Source organism: Mycolicibacter virginiensis (assembly GCF_022374935.2).
Taxonomy (GTDB): Bacteria; Actinomycetota; Actinomycetes; order Mycobacteriales; family Mycobacteriaceae; genus Mycobacterium; species Mycobacterium virginiense.
This window is the reverse complement of the sequence record NZ_CP092430.2, coordinates 192618-207106: the sequence shown is the minus strand read 5'-3', so window position 1 is coordinate 207106 and position 14489 is coordinate 192618. Positions and strand designations below refer to the sequence as shown.

The 14489-nt window shown below is 67.3% G+C and carries 13 protein-coding genes; 6 read left to right on the top strand and 7 right to left on the bottom strand.

From position 1 onward, the window contains the following. Window positions 1-12: 12 nt before the first annotated feature. Window positions 13-1167: a glycosyltransferase family 4 protein gene (locus MJO54_RS01010; protein ID WP_046286796.1), complete on the bottom strand. Its 1155-nt coding sequence runs from the start codon at window positions 1165-1167 to the stop codon at window positions 13-15. Between the two features lie 112 nt (window positions 1168-1279). On the opposite strand from MJO54_RS01010, the gene MJO54_RS01005 reads away from it, so the two are divergent. From MJO54_RS01005 to MJO54_RS00995, 3 genes are read left to right on the top strand one after another with little or no spacing between them, the layout of a single operon-like run. After that, the gene (locus MJO54_RS01005; RefSeq protein WP_046286797.1) at window positions 1280-2047 is read left to right on the top strand and encodes a class I SAM-dependent methyltransferase; all 768 of its coding nucleotides are present in this window, start codon (window positions 1280-1282) and stop codon (window positions 2045-2047) included. 54 nt (window positions 2048-2101) lie between these two features. Next, a complete protein-coding gene (locus tag MJO54_RS01000; RefSeq protein ID WP_064888520.1) occupies window positions 2102-3574 on the top strand; it encodes an aldehyde dehydrogenase in 1473 nt (490 codons plus the stop codon). A gap of 42 nt (window positions 3575-3616) precedes the next feature. Continuing rightward, a complete protein-coding gene (locus MJO54_RS00995) occupies window positions 3617-4372 on the top strand; it encodes a hypothetical protein (RefSeq protein ID WP_046285866.1) in 756 nt (251 codons plus the stop codon). Between the two features lie 8 nt (window positions 4373-4380). Here the strand turns inward: MJO54_RS00995 and MJO54_RS00990 are convergent, their stop codons facing one another. The 4 genes from MJO54_RS00990 to MJO54_RS00975 are packed head-to-tail and all read right to left on the bottom strand — an operon-like array spanning window position 4381 to window position 8281. Next, window positions 4381-4875 carry a hypothetical protein gene (locus MJO54_RS00990; RefSeq protein WP_046285867.1) on the bottom strand — a complete coding sequence of 165 codons (495 nt, stop codon included), beginning with the start codon at window positions 4873-4875 and terminating at the stop codon, window positions 4381-4383. A 15-nt stretch (window positions 4876-4890) separates the two neighbouring features. Next, entirely contained in the window at window positions 4891-6726 is a 1836-nt protein-coding gene (locus MJO54_RS00985; RefSeq protein ID WP_046285876.1) for an acyl-CoA dehydrogenase, read from the bottom strand. Window positions 6727-6776: 50 nt separating this feature from the next. Next, a complete protein-coding gene (locus MJO54_RS00980; protein ID WP_046285868.1) occupies window positions 6777-7403 on the bottom strand; it encodes a S1 family peptidase in 627 nt (208 codons plus the stop codon). After that, window positions 7403-8281: an arylamine N-acetyltransferase family protein gene (locus tag MJO54_RS00975; protein ID WP_234821564.1), complete on the bottom strand. Its 879-nt coding sequence runs from the start codon at window positions 8279-8281 to the stop codon at window positions 7403-7405. Before MJO54_RS00975 ends, MJO54_RS00980 begins: the two co-directional genes overlap by 1 nt. A 142-nt stretch (window positions 8282-8423) precedes the next feature. On the opposite strand from MJO54_RS00975, the gene MJO54_RS00970 reads away from it, so the two are divergent. Together MJO54_RS00970 and fadD12 are read left to right on the top strand one after the other, a co-directional pair. After that, the gene (locus tag MJO54_RS00970) at window positions 8424-9164 is read left to right on the top strand and encodes a 1-acyl-sn-glycerol-3-phosphate acyltransferase (RefSeq protein WP_233428814.1); all 741 of its coding nucleotides are present in this window, start codon (window positions 8424-8426) and stop codon (window positions 9162-9164) included. Between the two features lie 5 nt (window positions 9165-9169). Beyond that, a complete protein-coding gene (fadD12, locus tag MJO54_RS00965) occupies window positions 9170-10804 on the top strand; it encodes an acyl-CoA ligase FadD12 (protein WP_046285869.1) in 1635 nt (544 codons plus the stop codon). Window positions 10805-10807: 3 nt separating this feature from the next. Here fadD12 and MJO54_RS00960 read toward each other — a convergent pair whose 3' ends face one another. Together MJO54_RS00960 and MJO54_RS00955 are read right to left on the bottom strand one after the other, a co-directional pair. Next, window positions 10808-12226 carry a WS/DGAT/MGAT family O-acyltransferase gene (locus MJO54_RS00960; protein WP_046285870.1) on the bottom strand — a complete coding sequence of 473 codons (1419 nt, stop codon included), beginning with the start codon at window positions 12224-12226 and terminating at the stop codon, window positions 10808-10810. 44 nt (window positions 12227-12270) lie between these two features. Beyond that, window positions 12271-13503, bottom strand: a complete 1233-nt coding sequence (locus MJO54_RS00955) for an alpha/beta hydrolase (RefSeq protein ID WP_046285871.1) — start codon at window positions 13501-13503, stop codon at window positions 12271-12273. 89 nt (window positions 13504-13592) lie between these two features. On the opposite strand from MJO54_RS00955, the gene MJO54_RS00950 reads away from it, so the two are divergent. Then, window positions 13593-14489, top strand: coding sequence for an alpha/beta hydrolase (locus tag MJO54_RS00950; protein WP_046285872.1), 897 nt, complete (start codon window positions 13593-13595; stop codon window positions 14487-14489).

Sequence of the window (14489 nt, the reverse complement as noted above, 5' to 3'; positions counted from 1 at the left end):
CGAGCTATCGCCTCACACCACGCCGCTGATGTAGCGACGTTGCCGGACGGCCGCCAGCACCGTATGCAAGCCTTCGGCGCTTTGCCTCCAGGAGAATTCGGCGCTGCGGTCCTGTGCCTTGGCGCCGAGCTGCTCGCGCAACACAGCGTCCGCCAGCAGTCGCCGCAGTTGCTCGACCAGCTCGTCGCGGTCGTCGACCAACAACCCGGTGACCCCGTCGACGATCGAATCGGACAGCCCACCGGAGGCTCGGTAGCCGACGGTGGGCACACCGTGCTGACCCGCCTCGATGACGGCCAGGCCCCACCCTTCCTTGCGCGACGGCAATACGTGAACCCAGGCCTGTTGCACCAGTTCGTGTTTGGTGAGCTCGTCGACGTGGCCGTGGAAGGTGACCGCGTCGGTGATCCCGAGTTCCGCGGCGTGCTCCGCCAGCCGATCGCTCCACCAACCCCCGCCGATGACATCGAGGTGCAGGCCCGCTACTTCGGCACGCAGCGCCGCGATCGCGTCCAGCGCGTCCTCGATCTGCTTATGTGGCACCAGACGGGACAGCACCACCACCCGCGGCGTCGGCGAGCGCGGTTGCGTCAGCGTCGCCGGCGGCGCCTCGTCGAGGCCGTTGCGCACCACCGCGATGCGCTCGGGACCCACTCCCAGCTCGATCAGGTCGCGCACCGAGGGCAGCGACACGGTCAGGTATTGATTGCGCCGGTTCAGCCAGGGCGACAGCCTCGACTCCACCATCCAGCCGATCCGGCTTAGCACCGGCCCAGCCACCGGCCATTGCTCGCGGTGGCAGTGGTGCACCAGCATCGCGACGCGGCGCCCGTAGATCAGCCGGGCCAGGAACGGCAGCCCGTTCTGGGTGTCGATCACCGCGTCGGGTCGCACCCCGCGCAGCGGTCCAAGGCCGATGCGCGCCGCCGCCATCACTCCCAGCGCCCAGAGATACACGGTGTAGGGCCCGCCGCGCCGGCTGATGCGCACGCCGTCGACGACCTCGTTTTTGGGCGCGCCTGGGTAGCGGGCGGTGCGCAGCGTGACCGCCACGCCGGCGGCGGCCAGCTCGGCACCGATGCGCTGCAGGTAGGTCTCGCTGCCACCACCCTGCGGGTGCCCAGTGTCACGCCAACACAGCAGCAGGACGGAGCGGACGGCGGACACCCCGACCAGGGTAGTCGGCCCGTTCGCAGCCCCACCGAGTGTGAAGCTGGCTGCCCGTTCGGGCCCCGGCGTGCGGCCACCTTCACGTTGGGCGGAGTTCTAGGCTGGCTCGGTGGCTGCCACCGACCTGTTCGCGCGACGCGCGACCCTGGCCCGCTCGGTGCGCCTGCTGTCGGCGTTCCGCTACGAGCAGAGCGCGCCGGCCCGCTTCTACGGTGCGCTGGCGGACGACACCGCCGCCATGGTCAGTGAGCTGTGGCGGGGAGTGTGCGGCGACGATCCGGCCGGCAAGACCGTGCTCGACGTCGGCGGCGGGCCGGGCTACTTCGCGACCGCGTTCGCCAGCGCCGGACTGCGTTACATCGGTGTCGAACCCGACCCAGGGGAAATGCACGCGGCAGGCCCGCAGCCCACGGGCGAAGCGGGAACGTTCGTACGGGCGTCGGGGATGGCCCTGCCGTTCGCCGACGCCAGCGTGGATATCTGCCTGTCGTCCAACGTCGCCGAGCACGTGCCGCGCCCCTGGCAGCTCGGCAACGAGATGCTGCGGGTCACCCGGCCCGGCGGGCTGGCGGTGCTGTCCTACACGGTGTGGCTGGGTCCGTTCGGCGGCCACGAGATGGGCCTGACGCACTATCTGGGCGGGCAGCGAGCCGCCCGGCGCTACACCCGCCGGCACGGCCACCCACCGAAGAACAACTACGGCTCGTCATTGTTCGCGGTGTCGGCCGCCGACGGGCTGGACTGGGCCCGCCACACCGGCGCCCTGGCCGCGGCTTTCCCCCGCTATCACCCGCGATGGGCGTGGTCGATGACGAAAGTGCCAGGCATTCGTGAGTTCGGCGTGAGCAATCTGGTGCTGGTGCTGCAGCCGGACTAACGGATTGACTGCAACGTGTTCTAATCCGCCGGTCGGCTAGGTAGGGTGACGCCCATGACCGACTCCAGCATCACCGAATACGACACCCTCTTCATCGGCGGCAAGTGGACCGCCCCGTCCACCGATCGGGTGATCGAAGTTCACAGCCCGGCCACCGGCAAGTATGTCGGCAAGGTGCCGCTGGCAGCCAAGGGCGATGTGGACGCCGCGGTCGCCGCCGCCCGCACCGCGTTCGACTCCGGCCCGTGGCCGTCGACCCCGCCGGCCGAGCGGGCCGCGGTCATCGCCGCCGCGATCAAGCTGATGGAAGAGCGCAAGGACCAGTTCACCGCGCTGCTGGGCGCCGAGACCGGCCAGCCCCCGCTCAGCGTCGAGACCATGCACTGGATGAGCTCGCTGGGCTCCCTGAACTTCTTCGCCGGCCCCGCCGTCGACGAGGTCAGCTGGGAAGAGATCCGCACCGGCGCCTACGGCCAGACCATCGTGCGCCGCGAACCGATCGGCGTGGTCGGCGCGATCGTGGCATGGAACGTGCCGCTGTTCCTGGCGGTCAACAAGCTGGGGCCGGCTCTGTTGGCCGGCTGCACGGTGGTGCTCAAGCCTGCCGCCGAGACGCCGTTCAGCGCGAACCTGCTGGCGCAGGCGTTCGCAGACGCGGGCCTGCCGGAAGGCGTGCTATCGGTGGTGCCGGGCGGCGCCGAGACCGGTCAGGCGCTGACTTCCAACCCGGGCGTGGACATCTTCTCCTTCACCGGCAGCTCGGCCGTCGGCAAGGAGATCGGCAAGCGCGCCGCGGACCTGCTCAAGCCGTGCACGCTGGAGCTCGGCGGCAAGTCGGCGTCCATCGTGCTCGAGGACGTCGACCTGGCATCGGCGATCCCCATGCTGGTGTTCTCCGGGATCATGAACACCGGCCAGGCCTGTGTGGCCCAGACCCGCATCCTGGCGCCGCGCTCGCGCTACGAGGAAGTCGTGGAGGCCGTCAAGAACTTCGTCACCGCGCTGCCGGTCGGCCTGCCGGATGACCCGGGCGCCCAGATCGGTTCGCTGATCAGTGAGAAGCAGCGCGAGCGGGTCGAGGGTTACATCGCCAAGGGCATCGAGGAGGGTGCTCGGCTGGTCTGCGGCGGCGGCCGCCCGGAGGGACTGGACGGCGGCTTCTTCGTGGAGCCGACGGTGTTCGCCGACGTGGACAACTCGATGACGATCGCCCAGGAGGAGATCTTCGGACCGGTGCTGTCGATCATCGCCTACGACACCGAGGACGACGCGATCGCGATCGCCAATGACTCGGTGTACGGGTTGGCCGGCAGCGTGTGGACCTCCGATGTCCCGCGCGGGATCGAGATCGCCAGCAAGATCCGCACCGGGACTTACGGAATCAACTGGTACGCCTTCGACCCGTGCTGTCCGTTCGGCGGCTACAAGAACTCCGGCATCGGCCGGGAGAACGGCAAAGAGGGCGTGGAGCACTTCACCCAGCAGAAGAGTGTGCTGATGCCGATGGGCTACACCCTGGAGGGCTGAACGCTGCCGTTGCCGCAACGGTAAGCCCCTATACTGCCGTGCGTGGGCGTGCTGGTGTGGTTTGCACCCTGGGCGGTGTATTGGGTGCTGGTGGGAAATACGCCGGCGGTGATCGCGGCGGTGGTGGCGCTGGCTGTCGCGTTCACCGTCGTGGTCACCAGCCGCGACTCGTCGGCACGGCCCGTGAGTATCGGGGCCGTTGCGACGTTCGCGGTGCTGGCGGTGCTGCCGGCGGTGTTCGCCGGGGCCCAACGCTGGGTGCTGGCGTTGAGTTTCGCCGGGCTGCTTGCGACGCTGCTCGCCAGCGCGGCGCTGGGCAGATCCGTGGTGGAAGCCGTGGTGAAGGCGGATCTGCCGGCGGCGGTGGCGCAATCCGATCTGTTCGGCCCCGTCGTGAATCGGGTGACGTGGATCTGGCTGGGCGCGGTGACGGCAACATCGGTCTCGGCGGTTATCCCCGCGATCCTGCTGCCCGACGCCGGCACGCCGCTGAGCTACCTGTGCTGCTGGGTCATTCCGTTCGGGGTCCTGGCCGCGGCGGTGATCGCATCGCGCGCTATGGCGGATCGCATGACCGCCGGCTTCGGCGACGCGGTCCGTAAAACCAGCTTTGTCGCGTTCGTCGACTTGGAGATCGACCAGCTGTACTACCTGGCCACCGAACACGCCAACCGTGAAGTAGGCCCCGGCGAACAGGCCTACAACGTCACCGTCGGCACCAAGGGAACCCCACTGCTGGGCGACGACACCCGGGTGTCGTGGCCGTCGACCTACAAGGTTCGGCAGCGGCGCAGCTGAGTCGCGGCTCAGCCGTTGTGCTGGCGCCGTCGGCGGCACTCAATGCAGCGCCCTACCTGGGCGCGGTAGAAGTCTTCGTCGCGCCCGCCGGCGGTGTACAGCCGCGCACCGAGCCGGTCCCGCAGCTCATCGAGATCCACCTCATCGGTGGTGGCATTGGCCAGCACCCAGTCGACGGCGGCTTCACTGCCCTGCTCCCGGCAGATCCGCTCGGCCTGTTTGGCCGCGGCGCGCTTGTGCAACCTGGCGAACCCGCGCCTGCTCCAGGCGCGCAGCTCCAGGGCTTCCAGATCGAGCAGTTCGCGCAACACCGACAGCGGCCCGTCCGGCGCATTTTTGAACGGTGCCGCATCGACGAAAGTCAGTGCACCACCAGGACGGCGGATGCCCTCGATGTCGGGTTCCACCACGACGGCGCCGCGCCCCTTGTCCAGCTCATGTGCCCACCGAACGATGGCATAGCCGCGATCGGGTAGCCGGTACTTCCGAGTGTGGGTGTCCACTGCGTGACGCTTTGACTAAAACGCGTCCTCGGAGAGATCCATCAACGCGAGGTCCTCGCTCTCCACCATGCGCCGATCCGCACCAAGCCGGGGTAACACGTTGGCCGCGAAGAACTTTGCCGCCGCCACCTTTCCGCGGTAAAAGTGCTGATCGTCGCCGGACGCCCCCTGATCCAGCGCAGTCAGCGCGATCTCGGCCTGACGCATCAGCAGCCAGCCGATCACCAGATCACCGACGGCCAGCAGGAATCGCACCGAGCCCAAGCCCACCCGATAGAGCTCCCGGGCCTCCTGCTGTGAGCCGAACATGTATCCAGTCATGGCGGCCACCATCGCCCGTACGTCGTCGAGTGCGGCGGCCAGTAACTTGCGTGAATCGGCCAGTTCCTTATGGCTGTCGGCGTCGTCGAGCAATGCGTCTATCTGGGCCACCAGATGGGTCAACGCCACACCGCGGTCGCGGGCGATCTTGCGAAAGAAGAAGTCCTGCGCCTGAATCGCGGTGGTGCCCTCATACAGCGAATCGATCTTGGCGTCACGGATGTACTGCTCGATCGGGTAGTCCTGCAGGAAACCCGAGCCGCCGAATGTCTGCAGTGAATCGGTCAGGTACTGGTAGGCCCGTTCCGAACCGACGCCCTTGACGATCGGAAGCAGCAGGTCGTTGACCCGTTCGGCCATCTCGGCGTCGGCGCCCGAAACCCGCATGGCGACTTGCGGGTTCTGGTGGGCCGCGGTGTAGAGGTAGAGCGCCCGCATACCCTCGGCATAGACCTTCTGCATCATCAGGGCGCGCCGCACATCCGGGTGATGGATGATCGACACCCGCGGCGCGGTCTTGTCGGTCATCTGGGTCAGGTCGGCTCCCTGAATACGGGTCTTGGCGTATTCCAGCGCGTTGAGGTAGCCGGTGGACAGCGTGGCAATCGCCTTGGTTCCCACCATCATTCGCGCATACTCGATGACCCGGAACATTTGGGCTATGCCGTTGCGGCTGTCGCCGACCAGCCACCCTTTCGCCGGAATGCCGTGCTGACCGAAGGTCAGTTCGCAGGTGGTCGAAACCTTCAGTCCCATCTTGTGTTCCAGCCCGGTGACGAACACTCCGTTGCGCTCCCCGGGCTCCCCGGTCTCGGGGTCCGGCAGGAACTTGGGCACCAGAAACAGGCTGAGCCCCTTGGTTCCCGGCCCGGCGCCCTCGGGACGGGCCAGGGTCATGTGCATGATGTTCTCGAACAGGTCGTCGGTGTCGCCGTTGGTGATGAATCGCTTGACGCCGTCGATGTGCCACGTGCCGTCGGGCTGCTCGATGGCCTTGGTGCGGCCCGCTCCGACGTCGGAGCCGGCGTCGGGTTCGGTGAGCACCATAGTGGCGGCCCAGTTCCGCTCGATCGCCATGGAAGCCCAGTGCCGCTGCTGCTCGTTGCCCAGGCCGTAGAGGATGTTGGCGAAAATCGGACCGGCCATGAAGATGAACACCGCGGGGTTGGCGCCGAGTGCCAGTTCGTTGATCGCCCACGACACCATCGACGGCGCCGGCACCCCGCCGACCTCTTCACACAGGCCGATCCGGAACCACTCACCCTCTTTCCAGGCCCGCAACGATTCCTTGAAGGGTTCGGGCAGGGTGACGTGGTGAGTGGCCGGGTCGAACACCGGTGGATGGCGGTCGCTGGCGGCAAAGGACTCGGCCACCGGCCCCTCGGCCAGCCGGGCGGCTTCGGCCAGCATCTGGCGCACGGTGTCGCCGTCGAGATCTCCGAACTCGCCGTCGGCTAGGCACTGCTCCAGCCCCAGCAGTTCGAACAGATTGAATTCCAGGTCGCGCACGTTGCTCTTGAAGTGACCCATCATTCCAGCATGCACCTTGGCGATGCGCTGGTCGCGGGAATCGCAACGTTCTAACGCACCACGTGCAATCCCCACTGGCGCAGGATCGGCTCCACCAAGACGAAGTCGGTGCTGGAGTCGTCGTCCACCGGTCCGCCCTGCAGAATCCCGACCGCGCTGACGCTGCCGTCCGGGTTGACCACGAAGCCGGGACTGCCGCTGTCACCGATGGTGCTGTACACGCGGGTTTCCGCGAGGTTGCCGTTGACGGCGGTCACCGGACCGCAGGTCTCACCTGTCTGAGCGCCGACCTTGCAGATCGTCATCCCGACGTGAATCTGATCGGCCGACAGCACACCGGCCACCGGATAACGGCCGGCGATCTTGGGGTTGGGTCGGCCGGCGTCGGGGTCGAGCCGGATGATCGCGGCGTCACGGTCCTCGCCGTTGTCCTCGCTGGCCGTGATGATGCCGAGCGGCGTCTCGAAGATATCGGTCCACTGCGATCCGTCGTGTGAGTCGCAGTGACCGCTGGTCAGCAGGTAGTAGCCGCCGGCATCGTCCTGGGTGAGAAAACCCGCTGTACAGCTGCTGTTGTCGTCCAGCAACTCAATGCCCGGCATCGGCCCGGCCGACGCGATGCCGGCGAGGGCCAGTCCCGCGGCCGCCACGGCGCCCGCCAACGTGATCTTGACCATCAGGTGTCCAGTACCGAAGCCACTTTGGCTTCGACATCGCCCAAACCGGCCAGGTCGATACCGAATCGGTCGGTCAGGGCCGCGCACACCTGGGCGGCGTCGTCGAACCGAATCCGCTCGGTGCCACCGCCGGCGTGGATGGCGAGGTTGCGACCACGCAGGTTCCAGCGGGCATCGTCGGTCACCAAGGACGCGCTGAGGCCGACGACAAAATTCGACTCGGGGAAGGTGGACACATACCAACTACCCACCTGCATGTCGATCAGCGGCCGTGGCCGCAGGCCCAAGATGTACAGCGGCCGCCAGCGCTCACCGATCAGCGTCTCCACCACCAACTCGTCCGCGTCATTGCCGTGCCGGCGCAGCCGGAACGGCTCATGCGACGTCTGCTGAACTTCGTCGGGGACCATCGGGATCGGTGCGGTCGGGGTCTGCCCACCGAATCCCACGTCGACGAGATAGAGCTGGTCCGAGCCCGGGATAGTCACCGCCAAGGCCTGGTGAGTCTGAGGGCTCGGCGGGCCTTCCAGCCCTTCCGGGGCCATCCACACCACCCGCGCGGCCAGCCGCTCGGCCCCGAAGCCGAGTCCGGACAGCACCTCGCACATCAGGTTGTTGTGCTCGTAGCAGTAGCCGCCGCGGCGTCGCGCTACCAGCTTGGCGCTCAGTGCCGCCGGGCTGAGGTCGATCACCGGTACACCCATCAAGGGGTCGAGATTCTCGAACGGAATGCGCCGGACGTGTGCGGACACCAGGGAGGTGAGCGTCTCATGCGTCGGCTCGGTGCCACCGCGATAGCCGATGCGGTCGAAGTACGCCTGCAGGTCGATGCGGAGCTCCCCTCGGGCCACCAAGAACAGTTTGCTGATGGTATCCACTAGCGGGTTTGAGCCGGTAATATGGGTAAAACTAGAACACGTTTCAATTGAGGGGGCCGTGGTGGACACGCCGGACAATGACTGGTCGGACGACGTTCCCCGGCCCATCACGAAATGGGATCCCGGTCTGACCGAACGGGTCATGGGCCTGTTGCGGCCGTTCATCAAGGGCTATCACCGGGCCGAGGTGCGGGGCTTTGAGTCATTCCCGAACGGCGGCGCACTGGTGGTGTCGAACCACTCGGGCGGGCTGTTCGCGATGGACGTCCCGGTGTTCGCCACCGGTTTCTACGACACGTTCGGCTACGAGCGCCCGGTCTACACGCTCAGCCACGACCTGATCTTCACCGGCTTCACCGCGGACTTCTTCCGTAAGACCGGGTTCATCCCGGCCAACCATGCCAACGCCGACGAGGCGCTGCGCTCCGGCGGCGTGGTGGTGGTCTTCCCCGGCGGCGACTACGACGTCTACCGGCCGACGTTGGAAGAGAACAAGATCGACTTCGGCGGCCGCAAGGGCTACATCCGCGCCGCGATCAACGCCGGCGTACCGATCGTGCCGACGGTCGGGATCGGCGGCCAGGAAAGCCAGTTCTACCTGTCCCGCGGTACCGGGCTGGCCAAGGCGCTGCGTCTGGACAAGCTGATGCGGGTCAAGATTCTGCCGATCTCGTTCGGCTTCCCGTTCGGCCTGTCCGCGGTGTTGCCGGTCAACCTGCCGCTGCCCACCAAGATCGTCATGCAGGTGTGCGAGCCGATCGACATCGTCGCGGAGTTCGGCGAGGACCCGGATATCGACCTCGTCGACGCACACGTGCGTGCTGTCATGCAAAAGGCGCTGGACAAGCTCGCCAGCGAACGCCGTCTGCCGATCCTGGGCTGAGCGGGATGGGCCTCTTCGACTCGCTCAACCGGGTCGGCTCGATGCTGGTGACCTTCAGCCGGGCCGGGCTGTTGGCGCCGATGCGCCCGGACAAATACTTTCGGATTGCCGCCGCGGCCGCCGCAGAGGGCGGCACCACCACTACCGGGATCGCTATGGCGGCCCAGCGGTGTGGCGACCGCGCGGCGATCATCGACGAGCGCGGCACATGTACCTACGCCGAGCTCGACCGGCGGTGTAACGCGCTGGCCGCCGGCCTGCAACGGCTGCCCGGGCGGACGCCTCGGGCGATCGCTCTGATGTGCCGTAACCATCGCGGCTTCATCGAGGCGCTGGCGGCCGCCAACCGGATCGGCGCCGACGTGCTGCTGCTCAACACCAGCTTCGCCGGGCCGGCGCTGGCCGAAGTCGTCGCCCGTGAAGGCGTCGACCTGATCTTCTACGACGAAGAGTTCACCGCCGCAGTGGATCTGGCCGTTCCGGTCGACTCGGGGTGCACGCGGGTAGTCAGTTGGACCGACAGTAAGGTCCCCGGCCTGACGGCAGACGAGTTGATCGACGCCAACGCCGGACGTCGACCGGCCAAAGCATCGCGCAGCGGCAAGCTGGTGATGCTCACCTCCGGAACCACCGGCACCCCCAAGGGGGCACGCCGCTCCGGGCGCGGCGGAGGCGGGATCGCCGACCTGCAAGCGATTTTCGACCGGATCCCCTGGCACACCGAGGAAACCGTGGTGATCGCCGCGCCGATGTTCCACGCCTGGGGATTCTCGCAGCTGGCACTGGCGCTCACCATGGCCTGCACGATCGCCACCCGGCGGAAGTTCGACCCCGAAGCCACCCTGGAACTCATCGAGTCCAACCACGCGGCTGGACTGTGCGTCGTACCGGTGATGTTCGACCGGATCATGGCGCTGCCGGATGATATTCGAGACCAATATCCTTGTAAGTCACTGCGATTCGCGACAGCATCGGGATCACGGATGCATCCCGATGTGGTGACGGCGTTCATGGACAGCTTTGGTGACGTGGTCTACAACAACTACAACGCGACCGAAGCCGGCATGATCGCGCTGGCGACACCGCAGGACCTGCGCTACTCGCCCGACACGGCCGGCCGCCCGGCCCCAGGGAGCGAGATCCGGATCCTGGATGCGGATTTCGTCGAGGTTCCGGTCGGGGTGACCGGGCAGATCTTCGTCCGCAACTCCTCGCAGTTCGACGGCTATACCGGCGGCGACTCCAAGATGTTCCACGACGGTTTCATGGCGTCCGGCGACTTGGGCTACTTCGACGACACTGGAAGGCTTTTCGTGGTCGGCCGGGATGACGAGATGATCGTCTCCGGGGGCGAGAACGTCTACCCGATCGAGACGGAGAAGGCGCTGATCACCCATGGCGCCGTCGCCGAGGCCGCGGTGATCGGTGTCGACGACGCCGACTACGGGCAACGGCTGGTGGCCTTCGTGGTGTTGGCGCCCGGGGCTTCGGCGTCACCCGACGAACTCAAACAGCACGTCCGCGAGAATCTGGCCGGCTACAAGGTGCCGCGCGACATCATCATCATGGATGCGCTGCCACGCAACAACACCGGCAAGGTGCTGCGGCGAGAATTGCAGGCGCTGGCGGCGTCCGACTGAGGCCTAAGCGGGCGCCATCGCGGTCTCGACGGTCGTCAGCTTCTCGGAAAGCCCAGCAGCACGGCGGATTTCGACGAACTCGTCGACCAGAGCGTTGGTCACCTCATGCGGATCTTTAACGGTGGCACCGTCAGTCAGCACCGAGATGTTGAGCTGGTCCACGTAGCTCCACACCGTGATGTTCAGGCCACTGCCGGCGGTCAACGGCCCCACCGAGTAGATCTCGGTGACCAGCGCGCCGCCGACCCTACCGCGCTCTCGCGGACCGGGAACATTGGAGATGTTGAGGTTGAGAACCTTGTTCTGACCGTCCTTGCCGGACAGCCACCGGAACAACGACTCCGCGGGCGCCGGCGGCAGGTACGCCGACCACCGGCTGACCAGCTCCGGCCCGACCAGGTGGTGGGCTTCCTTGGCCAGATCAGCCGCCTCCCGGGCCTTCGCGATCCGATCCCGCACGTCGGCCACGTCGACCGGCAAGGCCACCAGCACTCCAGAGAACCGATTGCCGGAGATCCGGTCGGCAGAGAAGTCGAAGCTCATCGGCACCGACGCCAATAGCGGGTGATCCGCCTTCCCGTCGTAGCGCAGCAGCAGCGTGCGCAATGCCCCGGCCGAGATGGCCAGCACCAGGTCGTTGATGGTGATCCCCAACTGCTTGCTGGTCGCCTTGATATCGGCGAGCGCCAGCGTCGCGGTGGCGAAGCGGCGTTCGGGCGTGAGCACGTGATTGATGAAGCTCGGCGGCGGGGTGAACGGGCGGGTCAGATCGGCAGAGAGTTTGCGGGTGCTGCGCCGGACCCGACCGATGCCGGCTGCGGTATAGCCGATGGTCGCCGGGATCTTGCCCATCTGCCGGAAATGATCGCGGAATGCCGACCGCACCAACTGCCCGCCGGTAGGGGCGGGATCGGTTTCATACGAGTCGCGCTCGTTTGGCCCGCCGGCCACCAGATCCATACCGCGGGCCATCAGATTCGCCGACGCGATCCCGTCGGCCAGGGCGTGGTGGATCTTGCCGACCACCGCGATCCGGTTGTTCGCCAGGCCGTCGATGAAGTACATCTCCCACAGCGGCCGGCTACGGTCCAGTGGGGTGCTGCCGATCTCGCCGATGGCCTCATCGAGTTCACGGCGCCCGCCCGGAGCGGGCAGCGACCACGGCCGGATGTGATACGCCAGGTCGACTTCGCAGTTCTCCCGCCACATCGGGTGGTGAAACTTGCCGGGAATGTCCACCAGCTGGTACCGGAACGGATCCAACTTGTAGAGCCGACCGTGGATCACCCGCCGAAAGGCCTCGACGTCGAACCCGTGCCGATCGGCGTCCAACTCGATCACCGCGATCTTGAGGGTGTGCATGTGCACGTTCGCCGTCTCGCTGTACAGCAGAACCGCATCCCACCCGGTGAGCCGCTTCACCCCACACCCCTCGCCATGCAGGGACCATACCGTGGCGGGCGGGTTCAGATGATCTGTTTGCTCCCGACCGTGGCGCGGTCGCGGTGAATCTGGTTGAGAAACAAACCGATTGCCGTGCTCACCGCCCCGGTGCGGGCCCCATCCGTCATGTCGAAACCGTGCCCGGCTCCGGGCAGCTCCAGGTACCCGACCTTGGAACGTGATACCGCCCGCAATCGGTCGGCGAAGCTACGGGCTTGCTGGACTGGGATGACGGTGTCGGCGCTGCCGTGCACCACCAGGAACGGCGGCGCGTCCGGATGCACCCGCGCGATCGGGGAGGCCTGCCGGTAGATGTCGCGGTGGCGCCGCATCGACCGGCCGACCACCACCCGCTCCAAGAAGTCGACGAACGCGTCCCGTTCGGGGGTGGAGCGATCCTCCCAGTCGTAGCGGCCGTAGATACCCACCACGGCGTCCACGGAGGTGTCCCCACCGGCCGGCAGTTGGTCGGCGAACTCGGCGTCGCGGACCGCGCTGCCGGTCAGCCCCGCCAGGGCGGCCAGATGCCCACCGGCCGAGGCTCCTGCCACGGCAACGAAATTGCGGTCACCGCCGAATTTGTCGACATTGGCGTGCGCCCAGGCGATCGCGGTCTTGACGTCGACGATGTGGCTCGGCCACCGGTTGTGCGGCGCGACCCGGTAGTCGATCGACAGGCACACCCAGCCCTGCTCGGCCAAGTGGGACAGCAGCGCATAACCCTGCAAGAGCCGGCTGCCGTGCACCCAGGCGCCGCCGGGAACGTAGATCAGCACCGGCGCCGGACCCTCCGGCAGCTCGCTGGACCGCCACACGTCGAGCACCTGCGCAGGATCGCTGCCGTACTGCACGCCGGAGCGATAGATGTGCCGGCGATGCTGCAACGCCTTCACCACCGGCGGAGCCTGCTCCGGTTCGGGCCAGTCGATGTCGAGGTCGGCGGCCGAGACCACCCCGCGCAGCGCGGCATCGCTGACCGCAGGGGTCTGCTCACGTTCCTGCTTGCGGGTGGCCGCGGCCCCCGGGGCCAGCCAGGATTTGGCGGCATGTGAGAAGAACTCCGGCATGTGGCGGGTGCCCCATACCCCCATCGCGGTCATCCCGCCCAGGGGTTCCAAGTGCTTCCCGACCACCGGCAAGGATGCTGAGGCGACACTGAGCGCCAGTAGGTAGTCGCTCGGCCGAGCTCGCATCAGCCAACGCAGCCGGCCGGCCAGGTCGAGCCCGGTCTCCGGGGTCTGCGATCGTCCCGTCATTGGCGCAGGGTACCGCGTTTGGGTTCGGAGGCGGTCGCAATCGGGTGGGTTGACGGCGCCGCCGATCCGGCGCCGGTAATACTGAGCCGATGGTAAGCAGCGGGTTCCATCCAGATCTGCGCAGAACTGCCCGATTCCTGCCGCGTGGCGGCATCGGGCGTCGAACACTGCCGGTGCTGCAGACACTCACCGGGATCCAGGGCCGGCACATCCCCGGCGACGTCGAGGTCTTGGGCCTGCCCTCGGGGGCAAGCGTTCGGATCTTTCGGCCGCCGAATCGCGTCGCCGACCCGGCACCGGCATTGCTCTGGATCCACGGTGGCGGCTATGTCATCGGCACGGCCGCCCAGGATGACCGCCTCTGTCGCAGGTTCAGCGTGGAATTGGGCGCTACGGTCGCGTCGGTGGACTACCGGCTGGCGCCGCAGAACCCCTATCCCGCCGCACTGGAAGACTGCTGGGCGGCGCTGACCCGGCTCGCCGAGCTGCCCGGGGTCGATTCGGCCCGGATCGCGATCGGCGGCGCCAGTGCCGGTGGCGGGCTGGCCGCCGCCCTGGCGCAGTTGGCCGCCGACCGCGGCGCGATCTCCCCCGTGCTGCAGCTGCTGGTGTACCCGATGCTGGATGACCGTAGCGCGGCGCTGCCGGCCAATCGGAGCTATCGACTGTGGAATCCGCGGAGCAACTTGTTCGGCTGGACCGCCTATCTGGGCGACGCGGATCCGCAGGTGGCGGTGCCTGCACGGCGTGCCGACCTGAGCGGGCTGGCACCGGCCTGGATCGGGGTGGGCACCTTGGATCTGTTCCACGACGAGGATCTGGCCTACGCGCAGCGACTGCGTCAAGCCGGTGTGCCCTGCGAGGTCGAGACCGTTCCCGGGGCATTCCACGGGTTCGACCTGCTGATGCCCAAAGTCGCTGTCTCGCGGGCGTTCTTCGACTCCCAATGCGAGAGCCTGCGCAACGCCTTCGGCCGGACGGCGTGA

Coding starts and splice junctions, on each gene's coding strand:
- MJO54_RS01000 (WP_064888520.1), top strand. CDS start 2,102: ATGACCGACTCCAGCATCACCGAATACGACACCCTCTTCATCGGCGGC.
- MJO54_RS00985 (WP_046285876.1), bottom strand. CDS start 6,726: ATGGGTCACTTCAAGAGCAACGTGCGCGACCTGGAATTCAATCTGTTC.
- MJO54_RS00980 (WP_046285868.1), bottom strand. CDS start 7,403: ATGGTCAAGATCACGTTGGCGGGCGCCGTGGCGGCCGCGGGACTGGCC.
- MJO54_RS00970 (WP_233428814.1), top strand. CDS start 8,424: ATGGGCCTGTTGCGGCCGTTCATCAAGGGCTATCACCGGGCCGAGGTG.
- fadD12 (WP_046285869.1), top strand. CDS start 9,170: ATGGGCCTCTTCGACTCGCTCAACCGGGTCGGCTCGATGCTGGTGACC.
- MJO54_RS00955 (WP_046285871.1), bottom strand. CDS start 13,503: ATGACGGGACGATCGCAGACCCCGGAGACCGGGCTCGACCTGGCCGGC.
- MJO54_RS00950 (WP_046285872.1), top strand. CDS start 13,593: ATGGTAAGCAGCGGGTTCCATCCAGATCTGCGCAGAACTGCCCGATTC.